General features: G+C 49.3%; 25 protein-coding genes. 15 read left to right on the top strand and 10 right to left on the bottom strand.

Annotated elements, in window-relative coordinates:
* Positions 1-224: 224 nt before the first annotated feature.
* The 3 genes from LY264_RS15890 to LY264_RS15880 are packed head-to-tail and all read right to left on the bottom strand — an operon-like array spanning position 225 to position 2,951.
* The gene (locus LY264_RS15890; RefSeq protein WP_071692608.1) at positions 225-1,667 is read right to left on the bottom strand and encodes a glucosyltransferase domain-containing protein; all 1,443 of its coding nucleotides are present in this window, start codon (positions 1,665-1,667) and stop codon (positions 225-227) included.
* Between the two features lies 1 nt (position 1,668).
* Positions 1,669-2,592 (bottom strand): glycosyltransferase family 2 protein, encoded by a 924-nt coding sequence (locus LY264_RS15885; RefSeq protein ID WP_048214496.1) that lies wholly within the window; start codon positions 2,590-2,592, stop codon positions 1,669-1,671.
* Entirely contained in the window at positions 2,589-2,951 is a 363-nt protein-coding gene (locus LY264_RS15880; RefSeq protein ID WP_048214495.1) for a GtrA family protein, read from the bottom strand. Before LY264_RS15880 ends, LY264_RS15885 begins: the two co-directional genes overlap by 4 nt.
* A 212-nt stretch (positions 2,952-3,163) precedes the next feature.
* Between LY264_RS15880 and LY264_RS15875 the strand changes: the two genes are divergently transcribed.
* The 4 genes from LY264_RS15875 (at position 3,164) to LY264_RS15860 (ending at position 6,519) form a co-directional block, all read left to right on the top strand.
* Positions 3,164-3,523, top strand: a complete 360-nt coding sequence (locus tag LY264_RS15875) for a YcgJ family protein (protein WP_122984036.1) — start codon at positions 3,164-3,166, stop codon at positions 3,521-3,523.
* 162 nt (positions 3,524-3,685) lie between these two features.
* A complete protein-coding gene (gene deoD / locus LY264_RS15870) occupies positions 3,686-4,393 on the top strand; it encodes a purine-nucleoside phosphorylase (protein ID WP_048214493.1) in 708 nt (235 codons plus the stop codon).
* A 38-nt stretch (positions 4,394-4,431) separates the two neighbouring features.
* Entirely contained in the window at positions 4,432-5,586 is a 1,155-nt protein-coding gene (tsgA, locus tag LY264_RS15865; RefSeq protein ID WP_048227008.1) for an MFS transporter TsgA, read from the top strand.
* Between the two features lie 96 nt (positions 5,587-5,682).
* Positions 5,683-6,519 carry a nucleoside-specific channel-forming Tsx family protein gene (locus tag LY264_RS15860; RefSeq protein WP_032942924.1) on the top strand — a complete coding sequence of 279 codons (837 nt, stop codon included), beginning with the start codon at positions 5,683-5,685 and terminating at the stop codon, positions 6,517-6,519.
* Between the two features lie 47 nt (positions 6,520-6,566).
* Here LY264_RS15860 and LY264_RS15855 read toward each other — a convergent pair whose 3' ends face one another.
* From LY264_RS15855 to dsbA, 4 genes are all read right to left on the bottom strand, one after another.
* Positions 6,567-7,253: a Crp/Fnr family transcriptional regulator gene (locus tag LY264_RS15855; protein ID WP_048214491.1), complete on the bottom strand. Its 687-nt coding sequence runs from the start codon at positions 7,251-7,253 to the stop codon at positions 6,567-6,569.
* Positions 7,254-7,374: 121 nt separating this feature from the next.
* Positions 7,375-7,668: a chaperone modulator CbpM gene (gene cbpM, locus LY264_RS15850; protein ID WP_249457355.1), complete on the bottom strand. Its 294-nt coding sequence runs from the start codon at positions 7,666-7,668 to the stop codon at positions 7,375-7,377.
* Positions 7,668-8,588, bottom strand: coding sequence for a curved DNA-binding protein (cbpA, locus tag LY264_RS15845; RefSeq protein ID WP_008784311.1), 921 nt, complete (start codon positions 8,586-8,588; stop codon positions 7,668-7,670). The genes cbpM and cbpA overlap by 1 nt, the downstream gene beginning before the upstream one ends.
* Before the next feature lie 205 nt (positions 8,589-8,793).
* On the bottom strand, positions 8,794-9,417 hold the full coding sequence (gene dsbA, locus LY264_RS15840) for a thiol:disulfide interchange protein DsbA (protein ID WP_048227053.1): 624 nt from the start codon (positions 9,415-9,417) through the stop codon (positions 8,794-8,796).
* Positions 9,418-9,813: 396 nt separating this feature from the next.
* Here dsbA and LY264_RS15835 point away from each other — a divergent pair, with 396 nt between their 5' ends.
* From LY264_RS15835 to agp, 8 genes are all read left to right on the top strand, one after another.
* On the top strand, positions 9,814-10,218 hold the full coding sequence (locus tag LY264_RS15835; RefSeq protein WP_079934909.1) for a VOC family protein: 405 nt from the start codon (positions 9,814-9,816) through the stop codon (positions 10,216-10,218).
* Between the two features lie 70 nt (positions 10,219-10,288).
* Complete coding sequence (locus tag LY264_RS15830) at positions 10,289-10,651, top strand: hypothetical protein (protein WP_008784315.1); 363 nt, start codon at positions 10,289-10,291, stop codon at positions 10,649-10,651.
* A 48-nt stretch (positions 10,652-10,699) separates the two neighbouring features.
* Positions 10,700-12,580, top strand: coding sequence for a cytochrome c biogenesis protein CcdA (locus LY264_RS15825; protein ID WP_048227007.1), 1,881 nt, complete (start codon positions 10,700-10,702; stop codon positions 12,578-12,580).
* Positions 12,577-13,200: a DsbA family protein gene (locus tag LY264_RS15820; protein WP_048227006.1), complete on the top strand. Its 624-nt coding sequence runs from the start codon at positions 12,577-12,579 to the stop codon at positions 13,198-13,200. Before LY264_RS15825 ends, LY264_RS15820 begins: the two co-directional genes overlap by 4 nt.
* On the top strand, positions 13,190-13,696 hold the full coding sequence (locus LY264_RS15815) for a protein disulfide oxidoreductase (RefSeq protein ID WP_048227005.1): 507 nt from the start codon (positions 13,190-13,192) through the stop codon (positions 13,694-13,696). Before LY264_RS15820 ends, LY264_RS15815 begins: the two co-directional genes overlap by 11 nt.
* Positions 13,697-13,830: 134 nt before the next feature.
* Entirely contained in the window at positions 13,831-14,586 is a 756-nt protein-coding gene (locus tag LY264_RS15810) for a sulfite exporter TauE/SafE family protein (protein ID WP_048227004.1), read from the top strand.
* 69 nt (positions 14,587-14,655) lie between these two features.
* The gene (locus LY264_RS15805) at positions 14,656-15,363 is read left to right on the top strand and encodes an ArsR/SmtB family transcription factor (RefSeq protein WP_048227003.1); all 708 of its coding nucleotides are present in this window, start codon (positions 14,656-14,658) and stop codon (positions 15,361-15,363) included.
* 87 nt (positions 15,364-15,450) lie between these two features.
* On the top strand, positions 15,451-16,692 hold the full coding sequence (gene agp, locus LY264_RS15800) for a bifunctional glucose-1-phosphatase/inositol phosphatase (RefSeq protein ID WP_048227002.1): 1,242 nt from the start codon (positions 15,451-15,453) through the stop codon (positions 16,690-16,692).
* 37 nt (positions 16,693-16,729) lie between these two features.
* Here agp and LY264_RS15795 read toward each other — a convergent pair whose 3' ends face one another.
* Together LY264_RS15795 and wrbA are read right to left on the bottom strand one after the other, a co-directional pair.
* On the bottom strand, positions 16,730-16,957 hold the full coding sequence (locus LY264_RS15795) for a YccJ family protein (RefSeq protein ID WP_003036015.1): 228 nt from the start codon (positions 16,955-16,957) through the stop codon (positions 16,730-16,732).
* Positions 16,958-16,977: 20 nt separating this feature from the next.
* Positions 16,978-17,574 carry an NAD(P)H:quinone oxidoreductase gene (wrbA, locus tag LY264_RS15790; protein WP_048227001.1) on the bottom strand — a complete coding sequence of 199 codons (597 nt, stop codon included), beginning with the start codon at positions 17,572-17,574 and terminating at the stop codon, positions 16,978-16,980.
* Between the two features lie 385 nt (positions 17,575-17,959).
* Between wrbA and LY264_RS15785 the strand changes: the two genes are divergently transcribed.
* The 3 genes from LY264_RS15785 to rutR all read left to right on the top strand — a co-directional run bounded on the left by LY264_RS15785 (position 17,960) and on the right by rutR (position 19,906).
* Positions 17,960-18,133 (top strand): con-10 family general stress protein, encoded by a 174-nt coding sequence (locus tag LY264_RS15785; RefSeq protein ID WP_003036022.1) that lies wholly within the window; start codon positions 17,960-17,962, stop codon positions 18,131-18,133.
* Between the two features lie 161 nt (positions 18,134-18,294).
* A complete protein-coding gene (locus LY264_RS15780; RefSeq protein ID WP_003832060.1) occupies positions 18,295-19,209 on the top strand; it encodes a DMT family transporter in 915 nt (304 codons plus the stop codon).
* 58 nt (positions 19,210-19,267) lie between these two features.
* Positions 19,268-19,906 carry an HTH-type transcriptional regulator RutR gene (rutR, locus tag LY264_RS15775; RefSeq protein ID WP_003036026.1) on the top strand — a complete coding sequence of 213 codons (639 nt, stop codon included), beginning with the start codon at positions 19,268-19,270 and terminating at the stop codon, positions 19,904-19,906.
* On the opposite strand, the gene LY264_RS15770 is transcribed toward rutR, so the two are convergent.
* A complete protein-coding gene (locus LY264_RS15770; RefSeq protein WP_008784323.1) occupies positions 19,903-20,298 on the bottom strand; it encodes a lysozyme inhibitor LprI family protein in 396 nt (131 codons plus the stop codon). The two genes, rutR and LY264_RS15770, sit on opposite strands and share 4 nt — an antisense overlap.
* Between the last annotated feature and the right edge of the window lie 35 nt (positions 20,299-20,333).

The following is a 20,333-nucleotide window of genomic DNA, read 5'->3' as shown; positions in this document are numbered from 1 at the left end:
GCTTTTGAGAAAGATTTAAAACAGGGTGTCGTGAATGTCGGTGGTGCCGAAGCGCATTACATGCTCTATATTTGGCAAGTAAACTGAATAACGTAAGCAGCCATCATATTCTCCAGCCCAGTCTGAGTGAGCTATGGTAATCCCTGATATCACTTGAAATGACTGGTGTAGAAACTTCTTCAAAAATAAAGCCCTCCACATTTAGGTGTGAGGGCTTGTAATCGTTAATTGTTAAATTTACCTAAGTAGACGATAGCGGTGTTATCTGAGATGAATAATGAATAATATTCATTAGATGATACAGGTTTAATTCCTTTGTTAATCATATCTGCAAATTGATTTTTGCTTTCATTCACATCAGTATAACCATGTCGTGTTTGTGTTAATCCTTTATTTATCAATTGAAAGGACGCTAAGAATTCAGTGGCTGGGAAAACGAAGTAACCTATGAGCGGTTTGCTCTCTACTATTAGCTTTGCTCTTTCATTTATATTTAATTGACCTACAGTACCAATAGATACGATGTTTTTATGATTGGCAATATCTTGCGCAATCATGTTAAAAACAAAATCTTCGTATTCTTGTTGTGATTTCATTGTGTTGCTTAGTTGAGCACTAAAAGCAAGTGAAGCAATAACCGGTATCAATGCTGCATATTTAAAGCGTGCAGCAAAATGCATAATGGGTATAGCAATTATAACCAATATGACTGAAAATGATACTAAGGTACGGGGGAGTACCGGTGCATCCTGAAGTAATATAGTTGGCCCCATAAGAGATATAATGAATATTAAAAAAGACAATCCACTATACAAAATAAAGGATACTATACTCCCTATGTTTGTGCGATAAGAAATGAGCATAAACACCAGGCTAATTAGTATCGGAATAGCAAAGTAAATGTAAACGGGGTGGTAAAAATATGAAAGGGTTATTGCTTTTAAAGAGGTTAATGTTCCGATTAGGTGCTCAAATCCTCCCTTATCCAAAGATATTAACGCTGAGCGCGAGTTGTGTTTTGGAGAGAAGAAAATCATGTAGATAAGATAAAATGAGATAAATAAAATTGTTTTTTTAAATAAAAATATTACCGATTCTTTGATATGTGTCTGTTTTTTTATTGCGATAATTATTACGTCAACAGCCAGCAAACCGATGAAAATATTTGCACACGGTTGATACAATGTTAAGGATAATACACCCGCTATCAACTTTATTGCTATCTCTAGCGTCAAGTTTTTATTTTGGTATGTATATGCCACTACAGCCACGAAAAAGGAAATAGACATTCCCAGGCTATCGTATCTATAAGCGATATTTTGCAGGATAAATGGATTGAATATTAAAAGTGCGGCAACTATTTTAGCGTTAGGTACATCTGATTTAATCAAATGTTTACTAAGTGCAAGTGAAGATGCTCCTAAGAGAATGCAGGACGCGATCATGGTATAAGGAAATAAATCTAGATTGTAGTGGCCACTTGCAGAAAAAATTCTTGCTATAACATCCGCAAAAGGTCGACCTAAACCTCGCCAGCCGTAGTTTCCAGTGATCGATCTGTCTAAATCATCTCTATAATATATTCCAGCTTGAATTAGAGGGTAAATAAATAGGAGAGCCAGTCCTGAATAAATAAAAAATAATTTTTTATCGAATTTAGAAAACATGTTAAATCCCATCTTGTTTTTTAACTATGTAGCGCGGTCTTTGTTTGGTTTCAATATATATTCTACCTATGTACTCCCCGAGTACACCGATTCCAATTAACTGAATACCGCCCAGGAAAAGAATTGAAACAATAATAGATGGATATCCCGCTACCGGATTGCCCCAAAATATTTTGTCTATAATCATCCATGCGCCGAATAAGAAGGATAAAGTGGCGACAAAAAAACCAATGTAAGTCCAAATTCGGAGTGGGAACGTTGAAAAACTGGTAATACCTTCGAGTGCGAGATTCCACAATTTCCAGCCATTAAACTTTGATTTACCGGCTATGCGGCCTGCTCGAGTGTACTCCACTACGTCAGTACGACCTCCCACCCAGCTAAGAACACCTTTCATAAAGAGATTACGTTCCGGCATGAGTTTGATATTTTCTACGACATCGCGGGACATGAGTCTGAAGTCACCAACGTTCTCTTCGATCTTCGGGTCGCTTATTTTATTGTGCAATTTATAGAACCATTCAGCGGTTTTTCGCTTAAGTTTGCCATCTGTAGAACGGTCCGCACGCTTTGCCAGTACAATATCTGCACCCGATAACCATTTATTTATCATCAATGGAATTGTTTCAATTGGATCCTGTAGGTCGACATCGATTGGGATAACGGCTTCGCCAGTGGAACATTCCAGGCCTGCAAATATGGCGGCTTCTTTTCCAAAATTACGTGTGAATGAAACGGGAACAACGAGCGAATCAGATAAGGCAAGGGCATTAATAATTGATTCTGTAGCATCTTTGCTACCGTCGTTGATAAACACAATTTCAACATCGTACTTTTTTAGTTCTTCGTATCCTCGCACCGTCTTGTAGAAAATAGGTATTGTATCTTCTTCATTGAAGACTGGCACTATCAGAGAAATTTTCATTTCGGATCCCTAAAAACAACAAATTTAGAGTATACAAACCCACATACTAAGCTGATTGAGGAGAACTCAATCAGCGTTATGAGTGGGGAAATGTTAAAGCGATCGGAAATCTGACCGGAGATGAAACTCAACAACCCCATAAAACCAACAAACAGTATGTATCCTCTGCTGGTGGCTTTTGCATTGAAGGTGAATTTTGCATTAGCAAAAAATGAAAATGTTACTGCGCATAAGAATGCCACTACATTGCTCACAGCTTGGTCATTTTTCATGATGTACACCATGATGCCGAACACGGCCCAATGCAATGCCGTGTTTACGATTCCGACGGAAATGTAGCGAGAAAGTAGTTTTATCATGATTAAAAACGCTTAACAGGAAGAAAGGGAGTTTAACATTGATGTAAAACCAGATCGACATGTTGACGCCAGTCAGCGCAGTAAGCAGAGTCATTTGGGGATGATTAAGGGGCTGTAAATGCCACAGCCACGTCATCTGTAAGAATAGGTTGCCGAAAGCCCCCGCTTTTTGCTTTATACTTTTGGCGCAAGTCAGCTGATATAAGGAGATTATGATGATAAAAGTTGGCACCTTGCTGGCGCTAAGCATTCTGTCATTGTCGGCGTACGCAGCAACGACTGGGCTAAACAGTCCAGCGCCGGGCGTATTGTGCGATAAAACCATCTGTGCCGATGAACACGGTTTGTCGGTGGCGTTGACCACGAAATATCTTGGCAAGCAGCAGGCCGAAAAACTGGCAACTGCCGGACAGTTCGATACCTCGGCTTTTACATTCCGCGGTGGCCTGTTTTGTGACACCAACGAACGTTTGTGTCGGGATGACCGCTATTTCGGCACCGACGGTAAGCGCAGCGGTAAAATAAACACCCATTACACCATGTTACTGTTCGGAAGGGTCGACAAGCCCTGACAATCTCTGACGTGTCCCCAGCCTGTATTGCGGGGGCACTACAACACTAACTCTCAAAAATGAGAGGCCGATCCTCTGAGCAGGACTTTTGTCCTCAATCACCTCACAAACGTCTGGTTACAATCCCTGCATATCTTCAATACCCATAATTCAGGAATTGTTATGACTGCACATATTAATGCCAGGCCAGGTGATTTCGCGCCAACCGTTATTATGCCGGGCGATCCGCTCCGCGCTAAATTTATTGCCGAAAATTATCTAATGGATTACCGCGAAGTCACCAATGTACGTAATATGCTGGGTTATACCGGTTTATATTTTGGGCAACCTGTTTCGGTGATGGGACATGGAATGGGCATTCCTTCAATGACGCTTTATGCCCATGAACTGGTACATGATTTTGGTGTGCAAAGAATTATTCGCGTCGGCAGTTTAGGGGCAACACAACATCATGTCAAAATGCGCGATATTATCCTGGCCGTCGCCGCCGGTACGGATTCAGTCACAAATTTAAAACGTAGCGCAGGCTATGCGATGGCAACATCCGCCTATTTCCCATTATTGCAGCAGGCGTGGACGTTGGCACAGAAGGCCGGTATCGATATTAAAGTCGGCAATGTTTTCAGCGGCGATCTTTATTACGATCCTGACGAAAATTTAATACCGGCATTGGAAAAATTCGGTGTGCTGGGTGTAGATATGGAAGTAGCAGGCTTATACGCTTTAGCGCATCAGTTTAATATTGAAGCGCTGGCTATTTTAACTGTCTCCGATCATTGTCTGACCGGTGAAGAAACAACCGCAGAAGAACGACAATTGACCTTTAACAACATGATTGAGCTGGCGCTAAATACGGCTGTTACCGCTTAGTTCCGGCTTTTAATTGAACCAATCAGAGATGGCATTATATGAAGAATAAAATAGCACTTACGCTGATTAGTTTTCTGGCAAATTTTATTATGGCAGGGTTTGCCAGTCAGTTTGGCATGCTGATTGAACCGATTGCACTACGCTACGGTGCCGATGTGAATACCGTTGCTTCGATATTTTCGTTGCTCAATGGTGGAGCATTAGCCGGCACCATCGCCGCCTTTTTCCTGATTGAGAAAATCGGTGTGAAGCGTATGACGCTCATTATCTATTCGATAGTGTTCCTTTGCGCTCTGGCAATGCATTTAAGCCCAGGCTTATGGCCGGTGATGGTCGCCATGACCCTGGTGGGTTTTTGCGGCGGGATCGGTTTGTGCGTGGCGGGAACGATCGTGGTTTCGGTTTGGCAGGATCGCATTCAAAGTACAATGCTGGTGGTGCAGGACGCCACCTTTAACGTCGCGGGCGTGGTTTTTCCGCTGATCACAACCTTCGCCCTGACGCACAATATGTCGTGGAGTTACAGCTATCTGAGCGTAGGTATGGTGGCCTTACTTACGCTGGGTGTTGTAGCGCTCACCCGCTTTACTGCCTGCGAGGCGGCTCCCACGGCAGATCGGACAGACAAGGTAAAATCGGAGTGGAATCCAGGGATCATCAGCGGAGGCATTGGCCTGTTCTTAGGTATGCTGGCGCTGTACACCTTCCTGACCTGGGCACCATTATTTGTGAAGAACAAATTTGGCATTCCCTTTGAAGAAGCAGGAAATATTATTACGCAATACTGGGGCGCTGCACTGGTCGGGGCATTAGTATCAACCGTCATTGTTTCTCGGGTGAAGATACATTATTTTCTGCTAAGTATTATTTTGCTGGCTAGCATTATTACCACAATTATCGTAACGAAGGATAATATCTCCGGGCTTGATTATCTGGCCTACAGTTACGGGTTTGTCTGTGCTGCACTGTATAACTCATTTATTGCCTACGGTGTTTCTTTCGTGAAGCGCGCGAGCAGTCAGAACGTTTCTTATATTTTAATTAGCGGCAGTGCCGGGGCCATGTTTAGTCCGGCGATCAGCGCGCTCATGGAAAAAACAATGGGATTGCAGAAAATTATGTACGCAATACCGGTGTTGTATTTAATTATCTTTGTCATGTTGATGGTGACATTAAAACTCAAGCGTAATTAAAAGCACTAATAACACTTACCTCTTTAATTAAATAGCCAGTCGCCACACTATTTATATGGTGGGGCGATACTCAACCTTACTCAAAGGAATTGAAAAATGCTGAAGAACAATAAGTTAATGATTAAAAAAACAATCCTGGGTGCAGTAGTGACAATGAGCTGTATGCAAGCATTCGCAGCTGACTATACTGATGGCAACATCCGTAAAAATGATTTTAACTGGATGCAGATGAACTTAATGCAAAGTGTGGACGCGAAAGTGCCATATGGTATTCGCAATGACACCTATCTGGAACTGGAGTTTGGTGCACGCTCTGGCATTATCGATCTGTACGGTTATGTGGATTTCTTTGATATTTTGGATCGCGAACAGGACGATCGTCATGGGGGGGATAACTTCTTTGCCAAGATATCTCCGCGTTTTTCCCTGGACGCCATTTTTAATAAAGATTTATCCGTTGGGCCGTTTAACGAATTCTATATTGCAACGGTAAATAACATTGGCGACCGGGAATTATTTGAACATTACGTTGGCCTGGGTACAGATGTGAAGGTCCCGTGGTTTGGTCTGGTGGGAATGAACATCTATGCGCACTATGTTCGTGAAAACTACGGCGCGGATAACGAAGGAAAGTGGGATGGCTATATGTTCTCGACTAACTGGTCGACGCCATTCTATACCTTTGCCAACGGCAGTTATCTGAACTATCAGGGGTACTTTGACTACCAGTTCGCCGCGAATAAGATTGCTAATCAACCGTTATACAGCAATAACGCAATTGAATGGTATAACGGTATCTACTGGCATTCAGAGCATTATGCAGTCGGTTATGGCCTGAAGTATTTCCGTAACATGGCATTGATGGAAAACCACGGCGGAGCAGGGCGTACCACCGGTCTCGGTCACTATTTCAGCCTCACCTATAAGTTTTGATTGCGCCGAAATGACACACCAATGTTCTGTTAACGAGAGTTGGTGTGTCAGTCAATGATGTCATTGCCGAGAAATTTACGCAGCCCATCCAGATCCTTAATTTCCAGTCCTTGCTTCGTTCGCGTTACCAGCCCGGCATCCGTCAGCGCTTTAACCGCCCGCCGATAGACCCGGTCGGTAGTACCGAATCGCTCAGCTTCCTGGTATTTTTTATGGAAACCATCCATCGGCTGCTTGTTCTGATGCTGGCGATACAGGTCATACGCCACGTTATGTACGATAGGGTAGAGCATCCGGTGCAGGAAGATTTCCAGCATATCCTGATAATCAATCGCCATTGCACTGGCAAAAAATATCGCCAGTCTGGGGTGCTGATTCAGCGCTTCTTCCAGACGGTCACAGCTGCACACCGCTACGGTCAATGGTTCTTCCGCGACGATATCAAGCTGGCAGTGATACCCGGTAAAAAACTCCATTTCACCAAACAGCTGCTCGTCGCATTCCATGGCGCCCAACTGGAATCGGCGGCCATTCTCCGCGCTATAACGCAGCGAAATTCTTCCGGATTGCACCATGATCAGTCGATCGACAACCTGTCCCTGGCGGTATAGATACTCATCTTCCTGGATAATCTGCGTTTCAGAGAGCAGTTCCTGAAATATCTTCTCAATCAAGGCATCATCCTGCTGCCAGATGTTGTGAAAACGACCTTTCGTGAGGGGTTTAAGCTGCATGACTCAACGTCTTATTGTTTGAGATAATTCTTATCTCAGAATGTATGCCATCTGCTGGGCAATGTCATTAAGAGCGCGGGGCGGATAATAAAAGGACCAGCACCATGCTGGTCCTGACATACTAAGGATGGCTGATAAAGCGAGACAGGCGCTGGCGCAGCAGGCGGTTTTCCTGGCGTAACTGAGCGTTCTCCTCCAGCAACGTCAGCGCAACGGCAATCCCTGGCCAGTCAAGTTCCAGCTCCTGACGCAGGCGCACAGCGCGACGCATGACTGTCAACGCATGATCGTCAAACGTCTCGTCTTCATGGGGTTCTATCACCCCTAAGCCGACAATCTCATGCAGTTCTTCTTTTGACACACCGGTGTACAGACAAAATTCGGTAATGGTAAAAGTGACGGTAACGTTAGCCATTATGCTTTCCCCCACTCTTTGCGCGGATCAAAGGTCTTTTGTGCATCCGCCAGCTGTTGCCACAGGGTGGCACTGGCGTCGTCAGGTTTCGGTGGCATGACTATTTTGATCACCGCATACAAATCGCCGGTATGTTTTTTACTTACCAGACCCTTGCCCTTAATGCGTAGCCGCTGACCGGCCTGACTGCCTGCAGGAATGGTCAGCAGGATGCTCTCTTTCAGCGTCGGAACGGTTACTTTCGCACCCAGCGCAGCTTCCCACGGCGCGAGGGGAACGACAACTTCCAGATCCTGATTAACGATATCGAACAGCGGATGCGGTGCAATATGAATCACCAGCCACAAATCACCGTTCGGTCCACCGTTTTCACCGGGGGTGCCCTGGCCTTTCAGACGGATACGCTGACCGTTACCGACGCCAGCCGGAATTTTCACATTCAGCGTTTTAGGAATTTCTCGTTCTACCATGCCAAACGCATTATAGACTGGCAGGTTGTAACTGATAGTGCGGCTATGTTCAGTAAGCGTTTCTTCGAGGAATACGGCAACTTCAATTTCGATATCGTGCCCGCGGCTGGCAGGACGCTGGCGCGACTGGTGCGCACGCTGGCCAAAAATGGAGGAGAAGATATCGTCGAAATCTTCGGCGCTGTAGCTTTGATTCTCTCCTTGCTGGAATTGACGGCTGAACTGTGGGTCGTTGCGGTGCTGCCACAGCTGGTCGTACTCGGCGCGTCGCTGCTCATCACTCAATACTTCCCAGGCTTCTGCAACCTCTTTAAACCGGGCCTCCGCGTCAGTCTCTTTGCTGACATCTGGATGATATTTACGGGCGAGTCGACGATAGGCGGTCTTGATTGTCTTGAGATCGTCTGTCGGTTTCACGCCCATAATGGCGTAATAATCCTTTAATTCCATAGCGTTCTCTCGTGTAAATCAACACTTGCAGAAGGTGAACCCTGACAACAGGTATCACCGCTACATTTAGGGTAATCCTGATAACGGCGTATGCCAACCGGGAAGGGAGGATATTGCGATAAACGATGCAGGCATTGCACCACCAACAGCGCAGTTGAGGTTACGTCATCTGTTGTGTGGTGCGAAAAATGAGATTAGCTAAACATCAGGATTTGCTTATCAGGAAGCGGACCGTATCAGCATAGTTTTGCACGAATGCATTAAGGTCATCTGACTTCAGTCCTTTTGGATTGATCATATATTTTCCGTTGATAAAAATGGCGGGCACACCGGTTAAATCAACTGCCTTCGCCATTTCTTGCTGCTTAGCGGTCAGTGATTTCACGGCAAAGCTATTCCATGCCGCATCATAATCACTGGCGCTGACGCCCGCGCTGATAAATACGTTACGAATATCCTCCGCTGTTTTAACGGTTTGTTTTTTCTGAACGGCATCAAAAAGCAACGGCTTAACTTTATCTTGTACGTTCAACAGCATGGCGACGGACCAGGCGTGGGTCATGTCTTGCCCCAGCGGACCTAAAAAGTCGACGTGGTATTCGGTGAGTTTGACATCTGCAGGCAATACTTTTTTCACGTTATCAGTGATTTCAAAAACTTCATCGTACTGATAACAGGAAGGGCAATAGAATGAGAAAAACTTCAGTGCGGCTGGAGCGGAAGCGACAGGTTTTTCCAGTGAGATATACTCTTTGCCGTCGGTAAATGATGCTGCCTGAGCGCTAACTGTAAAAAGTAACCCAATCAGGGGTAATAAATATCTTTTCATTTCCATATACTCTAAATAACATTTAATAAACAAATTATCTGCTAATGAATACGTTATTCATTGCGTCTGAATATAATAAGGTAATTCTCAGGAAATGCGCTGACCCTTACTTTCATTTACGCATCAGTACGTGGTGGGCATTATTTGTTTACTGTCATGGAAATATCTACATGCACTCTTCGTAAATAGTGAATGATAACTTGCGTGATATTTTCAGGCGTACTTTTAGCAATGTTATAGTGTAATAAAAAAAGACGAAAATATGATTAATTATCATTTCGTTTTTAAAGCGTGAATTGCAGGTTGTTGCGTTAAGTTCTGCAAATAACTCCGTAGATTTTCTTTTTCTTGTCGCGCGTGAATGTATAGGGTAAGTGTCAGAGATGAGCAACCCAAATGGATATCGCTATGATCGACCACCTGGATCACCTGGTACTAACCACCAATCATGAAGAGGCTTGCGTTCGTTTCTATGTCGAGCTTTTAGGCATGAGGCTGGAAACCTTCGCGCAAGGTCGGAAAGCCTTTGTCTTTGGCAATCAGAAAATCAATCTCCACATTCGGGGAAAAGAGTTTGAACCCAAAGCCTACGCGCCAACGCCGGGGGCGCTGGATTTATGTTTTATCACCACGCGTACGCTGGAAGAGGTGATGGAGACGTTTCAAACCCACGGGGTCGAGATTATTGAAGGGCCCGTTGCACGTACCGGTGCGACAGGACCTATTCGCTCGGTGTATGTCAGGGATCCCGATCTCAATCTGATTGAAATCGCGGTATATCCAGCAGATGGCAGGACATAACTTTACAGCGTAAAGGTTGCCAAAAACCGGCGAGTGGTTAAGATAACTCGCATCAATGAGTGAGGGTATAATGGCGAAACGTCAACGGATGGGATGGTGGTTCCTCTGTCTGGCATGTGTTGTGGTGATGGTTTGCACCGCACAACGCATGGCGGGCCTGCACGCGTTGCAGATGGACACCGCCGTTACAAGCGTTGTCGCCAGCGCACAAGTGCAGACCGATGAGGCCTCACCCGTTACCCCTTGTGAACTGAGTGCGAAATCATTACTGGCTGCGCCACCAGTACTGTTTGAAGGTGCTATTCTGGTGCTGTGCCTGCTGCTGTCGTTGCTGGCGCCAGTGCGGGCGTTTCGTCTACCTTTTTTCCCACCGCGAGCCATCTCGCCGCCCACTCTCCGGGTGCATCTCCGATTTTGCGTCTTCCGTGAATGACAGAACAGCCGTTGCTGACTGTTAGATAATTATTCACGGAGAAAAACTATGATGACTGTTTTCAGGCAGGCACTGCTCTGTCTGTTATTGCTATGGCTGCCCGTATCCTGGGCGGCTGAACCCGGCTGGCTGCGTTCACCCGATAACGATCACGCCAGCGTGCGGTTACGCGCTGATACGTCCGCTGGCGGTGAAACCCGTCTGCTGCTGGATGTCAAACTGGAGGACGGCTGGAAAACCTACTGGCGTTCTCCGGGCGAGGGGGGCGTTGCGCCTGCTATTGCCTGGAAAGGGGAAATGCCCGCGGTCGACTGGTTCTGGCCAACCCCTGCTCGTTTTGAGGTCGCCAATATCACTACCCAAGGGTATCACGATAAGGTGACGTTCCCGATGGTGGTGCGCGGCAGATCGCCCGCCACGCTTAGCGGCGTTTTGACGCTATCCACCTGTAGCAACGTTTGCCTGTTGACGGATTTTCCTTTTTCCGTGACGCCCACAGCCCAGGACCCGACTTTTGCACATGACTATGCTCAGGCGATGGGACAGATCCCACTTGCCAGCGGCCTGACCGATGCTCTGAGCGCTGGCGCACGGGCGGGAGAGTTAGTCGTCGAGGCTCGCCGTGCGGGAGGCTGGACTGAACCAGGGCTGTATCTGGATGCTGTTGATGATGCGGATTTTGGCATGCCACAAATTCATGTTGCGGGGGAGACGTTACGCGCTACGATACCTGTACATGACGGTTGGGGAGAAGGCGCGCCGGATCTGCGTGGTAAGTCAGTCACGCTGGTGCTGGCCGATAACGGTGTTGCCCAGGAGAGTCGTCTTGCGATTGGCGAAGCCCCGGTTGTTGAGAACGCCTCACTCCCACTGTGGCAAGTGGTGCTCATGGCACTGCTGGGTGGTTTGATCCTCAATCTGATGCCTTGTGTGTTACCGGTTCTGGGCATGAAGCTGGGCTCTATTTTGCTGGTCGAGGAAAAAAGTCGTCGCCAGATCCGTCGTCAGTTCCTCGCATCGGTAGCCGGAATACTGGTCTCGTTTATGGCTCTGGCGCTATTGATGACGGTGCTGCGTTTAACCAATCAGGCCCTTGGCTGGGGGATCCAGTTTCAGAATCCGTGGTTCATTGGTGTCATGGTGCTAGTGATGCTGACGTTCAGCGCCAGCCTGTTCGGGTGGTTTGAATTCCGACTCCCTTCTGCGATGACCACCACGCTGGCGACTCACGGCGGCAACGGACTGTCGGGACATTTCTGGCAAGGTGCATTTGCGACACTGCTTGCCACGCCGTGCAGTGCCCCGTTTCTGGGAACGGCGGTGGCGGTAGCATTGACCGCTTCGCTGCCGACGTTGTGGGGATTGTTTATCGCACTTGGGCTGGGGATGAGCTTACCGTGGCTGCTGGTGGCCCTGCGTCCCGGTCTGGCGCTGCGTTTGCCGCGGCCAGGGCGGTGGATGAATATTTTGCGACGTCTGCTTGGCGTGATGATGCTGGGTTCGGCTATCTGGCTTGCGACGTTGCTGCTCCCACACTTAGGGTTTAGCGGACAAAGTAGCGCTAAAGAAAGCGTGAACTGGCAACCGCTAAGCGAGCAGGCGATTGAGGATGCGCTGGCGCAACATAAGCGCGTGTTCATTGACGTCACAGCCGACTGGTGCATCACCTGTAAGGTAAACAAATACAACGTGTTGCATAAAGAAGACGTACAGGCCGCATTGCAACAGCCGGATGTGGTGGCGCTGCGCGGCGACTGGACACTCCCTTCTGAAGCTATTACCGAATTTCTAAAAAAACGCGGCCAGGTTGCTGTGCCGTATAACCAAATTTATGGCCCCGGTCTGCCGGATGGCCAGGCGTTACCCACGTTGTTAACCCGCGATGCGGTACTGCAAACGTTGAATGATGCCAAAGGAGTAACCCCATGAAAATGATGATTGTTCTGCTGTTAACCCTGTTTTCTGCCGTCAGTATCGCGAAAGAGCCTGCGCCGTTTACCCCGGAACAGGAAAAGCAAATTGAAGCATTAATTCAGGAAGCCTTGTTTAACGATCCCAACAGCCCGCGGCTTGGCGCGAAGCAGGCGAAACTGACCCTGATAAATTTCACCGATTACAACTGTCCATACTGCAAGCAGTTGGATCCAATGCTGGAAAAAATTGTGCAGAAATATCCTGACGTGGCGGTGGTGATTAAACCGCTGCCGTTTAAAGGTGAAAGTTCGGAACTGGCGGCGCGGACCGTGCTGACGACATGGCATGAGCATCCGCAACAGTCCCTGGCATTACATGAAAAATTGATGCAGAAGAAGGGCTATCATACCGACGTCAGTATCAAACAGGCGCAGGAAAAAGCGGGGGCCAGTCCGGTGACGCTGGACGCCCAAAGTGCTGAAACGCTGAGCACTAACCTGCAACTGGCGCGACTGGTGGGGGTGCAGGGAACCCCCGCAACGATTATTGGTGATGAACTTATTCCCGGCGCGGTACCGTGGGAAACCCTTGAGGAAGTGGTAAAAGAAAAACTGGCGGCGGCCAATGCTCAGTAAACTGCGCCGCTGGTTGCGCGAAGGGCTGATCTTACTGGCGCTGTTGGCGGGGGCAATGCTGCTGATGGATGCCTGGCGCGCGCCGCAGCTCCCTGCCTCCTTTGACAGCACGCCTTTACAAACACTGGATGGTGAAACCGTCACGCTGGCGGCGCTCAGCAAAGACGAGCCGGTGTTGCTTTATTTCTGGGCGAGCTGGTGCGGCGTATGCCGCTTCACGACGCCGGAAGTCGCCAGGCTGCGTTCGGAAGGGGAAAATGTGGTGACCATTGCGTTACGTTCCGGAAATGAAGCTGAGGTATCTCGCTGGCTGTCGCGTAAAGGCGTGGACTTTCCGGTCATCAATGATGCGAACGGGGCCATTTCCCGCAGTTGGGCAATCAGCGTCACGCCCACGCTGGTGGTGATGTCACAAGGTCGGGTAGTATCAACCACCAGCGGCTGGACCAGCTACTGGGGCATGAAACTTCGGTTGTGGTGGGCGAAAACGTTCTGATAAATGTGCCGGGGAAACCCGGCATTTTTTATGGCGTCGCCCTCCCCAGGAAGGCATATTTCGTTGCCTGACGAAGCAAACACAGTGATTAACGTCCAGAATCAGTCATCTTCTCTTTTCCAGGAAAGTGCAACATGACGAGTTCTTTAGCGTTTGGACCCGCCCTGGTGGTGATGATTGCCGCCACATTTGTCCTCGCCGGGATGGTGAAAGGCGTTACGGGTATGGGGTTACCTACCGTGGCTATGGGGATCCTCGGATCGCTTATTTCGCCAGTTGCCGCGGCGGCCATGCTGTTATTGCCTTCGCTGATAAGCAATTTGTTCCAGTTTGGCGGTGGTGGAAATATACGCCAATTACTCAAACGACTGTGGCCAATGCTGCTGACAGTAGTGGTGGCGACACTGCTTGCCAGCGCCTGGATTACCGGTGGTGACACCACCCGAACTCAGTTTGCACTCGGCGTAGCGCTGGTGGCCTACGCTATCTGGACGCTGGCGGGAAAGAAAATCGCGGTGGCCCCGCAGCGTGAAAAACCGTACTCCCTCGTTATTGGATTTGTGACCGGCTTATTGACCGGCGGAACCGGGGTGTTTGTGATGCCCGCCGTGCCCTGGATCCAGTCCCTCGGCTTTGAGAAAGATGAACTGGTGCAGGCGCTCGGGATCTCTTTTACCTTTTCGACCCTGGCATTGGCGCTGGGTCTGTGGTGGCACAACGCGCTGCCCATACAATCGCTAAGTTTGTCGGCTTTGGCCATTGTTCCTGCGCTGATTGGCCAATGGATAGGTACCCGTGTGCGAAGGGTTATTTCTCCGCTCGTGTTTAAACGCTGTTTTCTGTTTTGTCTGGTCGGGTTGGGTACAGAGATGATGCTGCGTGCTGTGTGACCGGTGCGGTGACTTTGCGCGACTTTCATGGCATCGTTAATTCAGAGATTCAGGGCCAATGAGGTCGGTATGGCATCCGTGATGTTACATGAAGAAGAGGGCGATCTGGAGTCGAAAATGGCACTCACTGCGGCAGTGATGGCCGATAAATCGCGCTCACGTATGTTGTGCGCCCTAATGGATGGCTGCGCCTGGACTGCAACTGAGCTCAGCGCGGTGGCGGATATATCCGCGTCGACCGCCAGCGCGCATCTGGCGCGTCTGTGCGAACAACGTTTTGTTGTCGCGTTGGCGCAGGGCAGACATCGTTATTTTCGCCTTGCAGGTTCCGATATCGCTGAACTGCTGGAACGCCTGATGGGCGTTGCGTGGGCGACATCAACGCCCCGCAGAATCACTACACCGCCAGGTTTGCGGCATGCCCGCACCTGCTACGACCATCTCGCCGGAGAGGTCGCGGTGAGGTTGTTCGATACGCTAGTTTCCCGTCAGTGGTTAACGCCGGATGGTGAAACGCTGACTCCTCTTGGCCAGGAAAAGCTGGTACAGATGGGGATTGTCCTGGCGGCTGGCTCATCCCGGCGGAAGTTAACCTGTGGTTGTCTGGACTGGAGCGAACGACGTTATCATCCTGGTGGTGTGCTTGGCGCAACGCTGCTGCGCTGGTTCAGTGAACAGCGATGGATAAAAACCGAACAGGGCAGCCGCCATGTCATCTTCACACCTCTTGGCATTCGTAAACTCGAAACCGAGTTTGGTGTTAAAACGACACGCTAGATGGTCTGTTTTGCGAAAGCGTTCCCGGAAATATGTCATATTTCTGTCACACTCTGTTGTGATTGATAACAACAAGAGGTCGTAGGGATGAATAAATCGTTAATCGCCACAGTCGTGGCAGGGGCTGTCTTATTGTCAACCGCCGCGCAGGCGCAGACCGCGCCGGAAGGCTATCAGCTTCAGCAAGTATTGATGATGAGTCGGCATAACTTACGCGCACCTTTAGCCAATAATGGCAGCGTTCTTGAGCAGTCCACCCCCAAACAATGGCCAGGATGGGATGTCCCCGGCGGACAACTCACTACCAAGGGCGGTGTGCTGGAAATCTATATGGGCCACTACATGCGAGAGTGGCTGGCAGAGCAGGGGATGGTGAAATCGGGCGAATGCCCGGCACCGAACACGGTCTATACCTATGCTAACAGCCTGCAGCGTACGGTCGCCACGGCGCAGTTCTTTGTTACCGGTGCTTTCCCTGGTTGCGATGTTCCGGTCCATCATCAGGAAAAAATGGGCACCATGGATCCCACCTTTAACCCGGTGATCACCGATGATTCCGCCGCCTTCAGCCAGCAGGCCGTTCAGGCCATGGAGAAAGAGCGCAGCAAAATGCAGCTCAACGATAGCTATCAGTTGCTTGAGCAAATGACCGACTACAAAGACTCTCCGTCCTGCAAAGAAAAACAGCAGTGTTCCCTGACCGATGCCAAAGATACGTTTAGCGCGAAGTACCAGCAGGAGCCAGGCGTTTCGGGGCCGCTGAAGGTGGGAAATTCGCTGGTTGATGCCTTCACGCTGCAATTTTACGAAGGCTTCCCGATGGACAAGGTTGCCTGGGGCGAGATTAAATCGGATCAGCAGTGGAAGGTTCTGTCGAAGCTGAAAAACGGCTATCAGGATAGCCTGTTCACCTCCCCGGAAGTGGCGCAGAACGTCGCCAAACCACTGGTGAAATATATTGATAATGCGCTGGTTACTGAACGCGCGAAAGCACCGAAAATAACCGTGCTGGTGGGGCATGATTCAAATATCGCTTCGTTGCTCACCGCGCTGGATTTTAAACCGTACCAGCTTCACGATCAGAACGAGCGTACGCCGATTGGCGGGAAGATTGTCTTCCAGCGCTGGCATGACAGCAATGCAAATCGTGATCTGATGAAAATCGAGTATGTGTATCAGAGCTCGCAGCAGTTGCGTAATGCAGACGTTCTGACGCTGAAATCTCCGGCGCAGCGCGTAACGCTGGAGCTGAAAGGATGTCCGATAGATGCGGATGGTTTTTGCCCGATAGATAAGTTCGATAGCGTGCTGAATGAGGCGGCTAAGTAAATGAAAACTCCCCCGTGTTCGCGGGGGAGTCAGCGCGCTAGACGTTTTTGCGTTCGATAGTCTGTTCACCCCAAAAGAGCGAGTCTTTGTCTGTTTTTTCAAAGGCTTTGATGAGTACCTCATCGCTACCTTCTTCCCAAATTTTTTCCGCCAGTTTCTCGTCATAATGTGCGACTTCAAAAATGGCTTCGGCTATTTCCGGCGATGTATTGCGCAGACTTGCCCATTCGCCGACGCGATGGGCTTTCGCTTCTTGAGTTGGCATTCGAATCCTCCTGTTGAAGATTAGCCGTTGAGTTTTACTGCCAGACCTGCGACATATTCACCCTGATAGCGGGCGATAGATAATTCTTCCTGAGTTGGCTGGCGGGAGCCGTCGCCTCCGGCAATGGTGGTTGCACCGTAAGGGGTACCGCCGCGAACTTGAGAGACATCAAACAGCTCTTGCGCCGCGTAACCGATAGGTACAATCACCATCCCATGGTGGGCAAGCGTAGTCCAGGTGGATGTAATGGTTTGTTCCTGACCGCCGCCGGTTCCCGTTGAGCTGAATACGCTGGCGAGTTTGCCGTACAGGCCGCCAGAGGCCCACAGCCCGCCAGTCTGGTCGAGGAAGGTACGCATCTGACCGGACATATTACCAAAGCGCGTGGGGGTACCAAAAATGATGGCGTCGTAATCAGCCAGTTCTTGCGGGGTTGCGACTGGTGCGTTTTGTGTTTTGCCGCCAGCCTTAAGGAAAATCTCGGGCTGCATGGTCTCTGGTACACGCTTAATAATCACTTCCGCGCCATCTACCTTATTTGCGCCTTCTGCGACTGCGTGGGCCATAGTTTCAATGTGTCCGTACATGGAATAATAAAGCACCAGAACTTTTGCCATTTTACACTACTCCTCGAGTTAACCGTGTCCGTAGCGATTCGCTACCTATCTTTAAAGATATGACGTACTGTCAGGAGTGCAAATTTCACAATCACTTCTTTGATTTATAACAATTTTTATAACAATCTGCTTTGTAGCAAAATGATACATATTTAACCGGGTAGAATTCGGTAGTCATAAGAAAGACTTATTGATTTCTTATGGTGATTATTTCTTTGTCACTCCTGATCCTGTTGCAGGATATTACAGTAAGCGTCTGCCGAGGCCACACTTCACTATGCTTATTCCCACGCAGTTATTTCAGGGCCTCGCCCGTAACGCTGCGTGAGGTATCACTCCTCAGTACCTATGCAATATGATGTCTAATCAATGACGGAGGTCAGTAATGGCAAACCATCGGGGCGGTTCCGGCAACTTTGCGGAAGACCGCGAAAGAGCATCAGAAGCAGGTCGAAAAGGTGGCCAGCACAGCGGGGGCAACTTCAAGAATGACCCGCAACGCGCTTCAGAGGCAGGTAAAAAAGGGGGCAAAAATAGTCACGGCAACAACAAATCGTAATTGTCGGGCTATCTGTCAGATATGTCGTGACGGCTGAGAGTCAGAGACAGACGTTACGTAGCCACCGCCGCCGGGTCTTTCCGGCGGTTTTTTTTGTCTGCAAGGTTGAACTGTAACAAAACGCAACGCAGACTAATGACATTCAGTTAATCGGGTGTCTCATGTCATTACTTTCTCGTTATTCCTTCTCTGTTAAACCTCAGGAAGCGATCCTCATTGTGATCACCATGTTCTGGGGTGGCACGTTTTTGGCGGTGCAATATGCCGTTACCCTGAGCGGCCCTTTTTTCTTTGTCGGTGTGCGTTTTGCCACTGCCGCGCTGGCGGTCGCGCTTTTGTCATTACACACACTGCATAAGCTGACGTGGCTGGAAGTTAAAGCAGGGGTTGCAATCGGTATCGCAATTGCACTGGGCTATAGTCTGCAAACCTGGGGGTTACAGTTTATTCCCAGCAGTAAATCGGCGTTTATTACCGCGATGTACGTACCGTTGGTGCCGCTTTTACAATGGTTGTGTCTGGGACGCATGCCAGGTCTGATGCCGTGCGTCGGCATTGTGCTGGCCTTTATCGGATTGATTTTTCTTGCCGGACCGGGAGGCAATTTACTGGCTTTAGGCGAAGGCGAGTGGATCACGCTCGCCGGTGCGGTGGCGATTGCGGCAGAAATTATCCTGATTAGCGCGTGGGCGGGAAAAGTGGATGTACGTCGGGTAACGGTAGTGCAACTGGCAACCGCTTCGATAGTGGCGTTTATGGCGATGGGACCGGCCGGAGAGACCGTACCACCAATGTCTACCGGATTGCTGGTGGTGGCGCTGGGGCTGGGGATTTTTAGCGCGATTATTCAGGTCACCATGAACTGGGCGCAGCGCAGCGTTTCGCCGACGCGCGCGACGGTTATTTATACCGGTGAACCGGTGTGGGCGGGGATCTTTGGCCGTCTGGCGGGTGAACGCTTACCGCTACTTGCATTGCTTGGTGCGGCATTCATTATTGTTGGCGTACTGGTCAGCGAGCTGAAGTTCAAAAAGAAAAAAGCGCTTGGACAAGAGGCGCCGCCGGAATCGCTTTAATTTAACCATTCACCGCGTGATTTGGTATGCTGACGCCCTCACAAGAAGGAGAGGGCGCATGGTCCAACGCGCAGAGAAAAAAACAGGTAAGCGCTCGCAGGCCGTCAGTGCAAAACGCCAGGCCATCTTAACCGCGGCATTAAATATCTTCTCCCAATATGGGATCCACGGCACGCGCCTGGAGCAGGTGGCAGAGCAGGCGGGCGTGTCAAAAACCAATCTACTTTATTACTACCCGTCAAAAGAGGTGCTTTATATCGCCGTTTTACGGCAGATCCTCGACATCTGGCTAGCTCCATTGAAAGCTTTTCGCGAAGACTTTGCGCCGCTGGTGGCCATTAAAGAATACATCCGCCTTAAGCTGGAAGTGTCGCGCGATTACCCTCAGGCCTCACGGCTGTTTTGTATGGAGATGCTGGCCGGAGCGCCTTTATTGATGGCAGAACTGGAGGGGGATCTCAAAACGCTAATTGATGAGAAATCCGCGCTGATTGCCGGTTGGATCAAAAGCGGAAAACTGGCTCCGGTCGATCCGCATCATCTGATTTTTATGATTTGGGCTTCAACTCAGCACTACGCCGATTTTGCCCCACAGGTAGAGGCGGTGACGGGCGCAACGCTGCGTGATGAAGCCTTTTTTAACCAAACGGTGGAGAGCGTACAGCGGATGATTATTGAAGGGATCCGCGTGCGTTAACTGGCCGGCGGTAACGGGCAGCTTAAATCGCCTTCTTCACACTGCAAGAGCGAGGCGAGAAACGCTTCGCGCTCGTTGGTCTTATCCGTCAGGCACTGGCTGGAAATCATCGCCTGAACGCTACCGCCTTCAGTGCCAGAACTGATTAACGCACAGTCCGCATCGCGCAAAGTTATCCAGGATACTTGCGCTTTTTTCAGTAAATCGCGCTGGGTTGGGGCGGCGCGCTTCAGCGCATTCTGATAAGTTTCATTAAGTTTGGCGTCGGCCGCTTTATACTGCTCTGCCGCACAGGTGTTCATCTCAATCTGCGTGTTCGCGTTGGCGCAGTCATCCGCCAGCGCCTGGCCGCTCAGCAGCAGCGCTGCACATGTCAGTACGATTCGTTTCATGCTTCCCTCTGGCTTCATAAAAAAAGGCCCCGTTA

The sequence above is a fragment of the Citrobacter portucalensis genome (assembly GCF_023374935.1).
Classification (GTDB): domain Bacteria; phylum Pseudomonadota; class Gammaproteobacteria; order Enterobacterales; family Enterobacteriaceae; genus Citrobacter; species Citrobacter portucalensis.
Note: the sequence above shows the minus strand (reverse complement) of the source record. Positions and strands in the feature narration are given on the sequence as shown.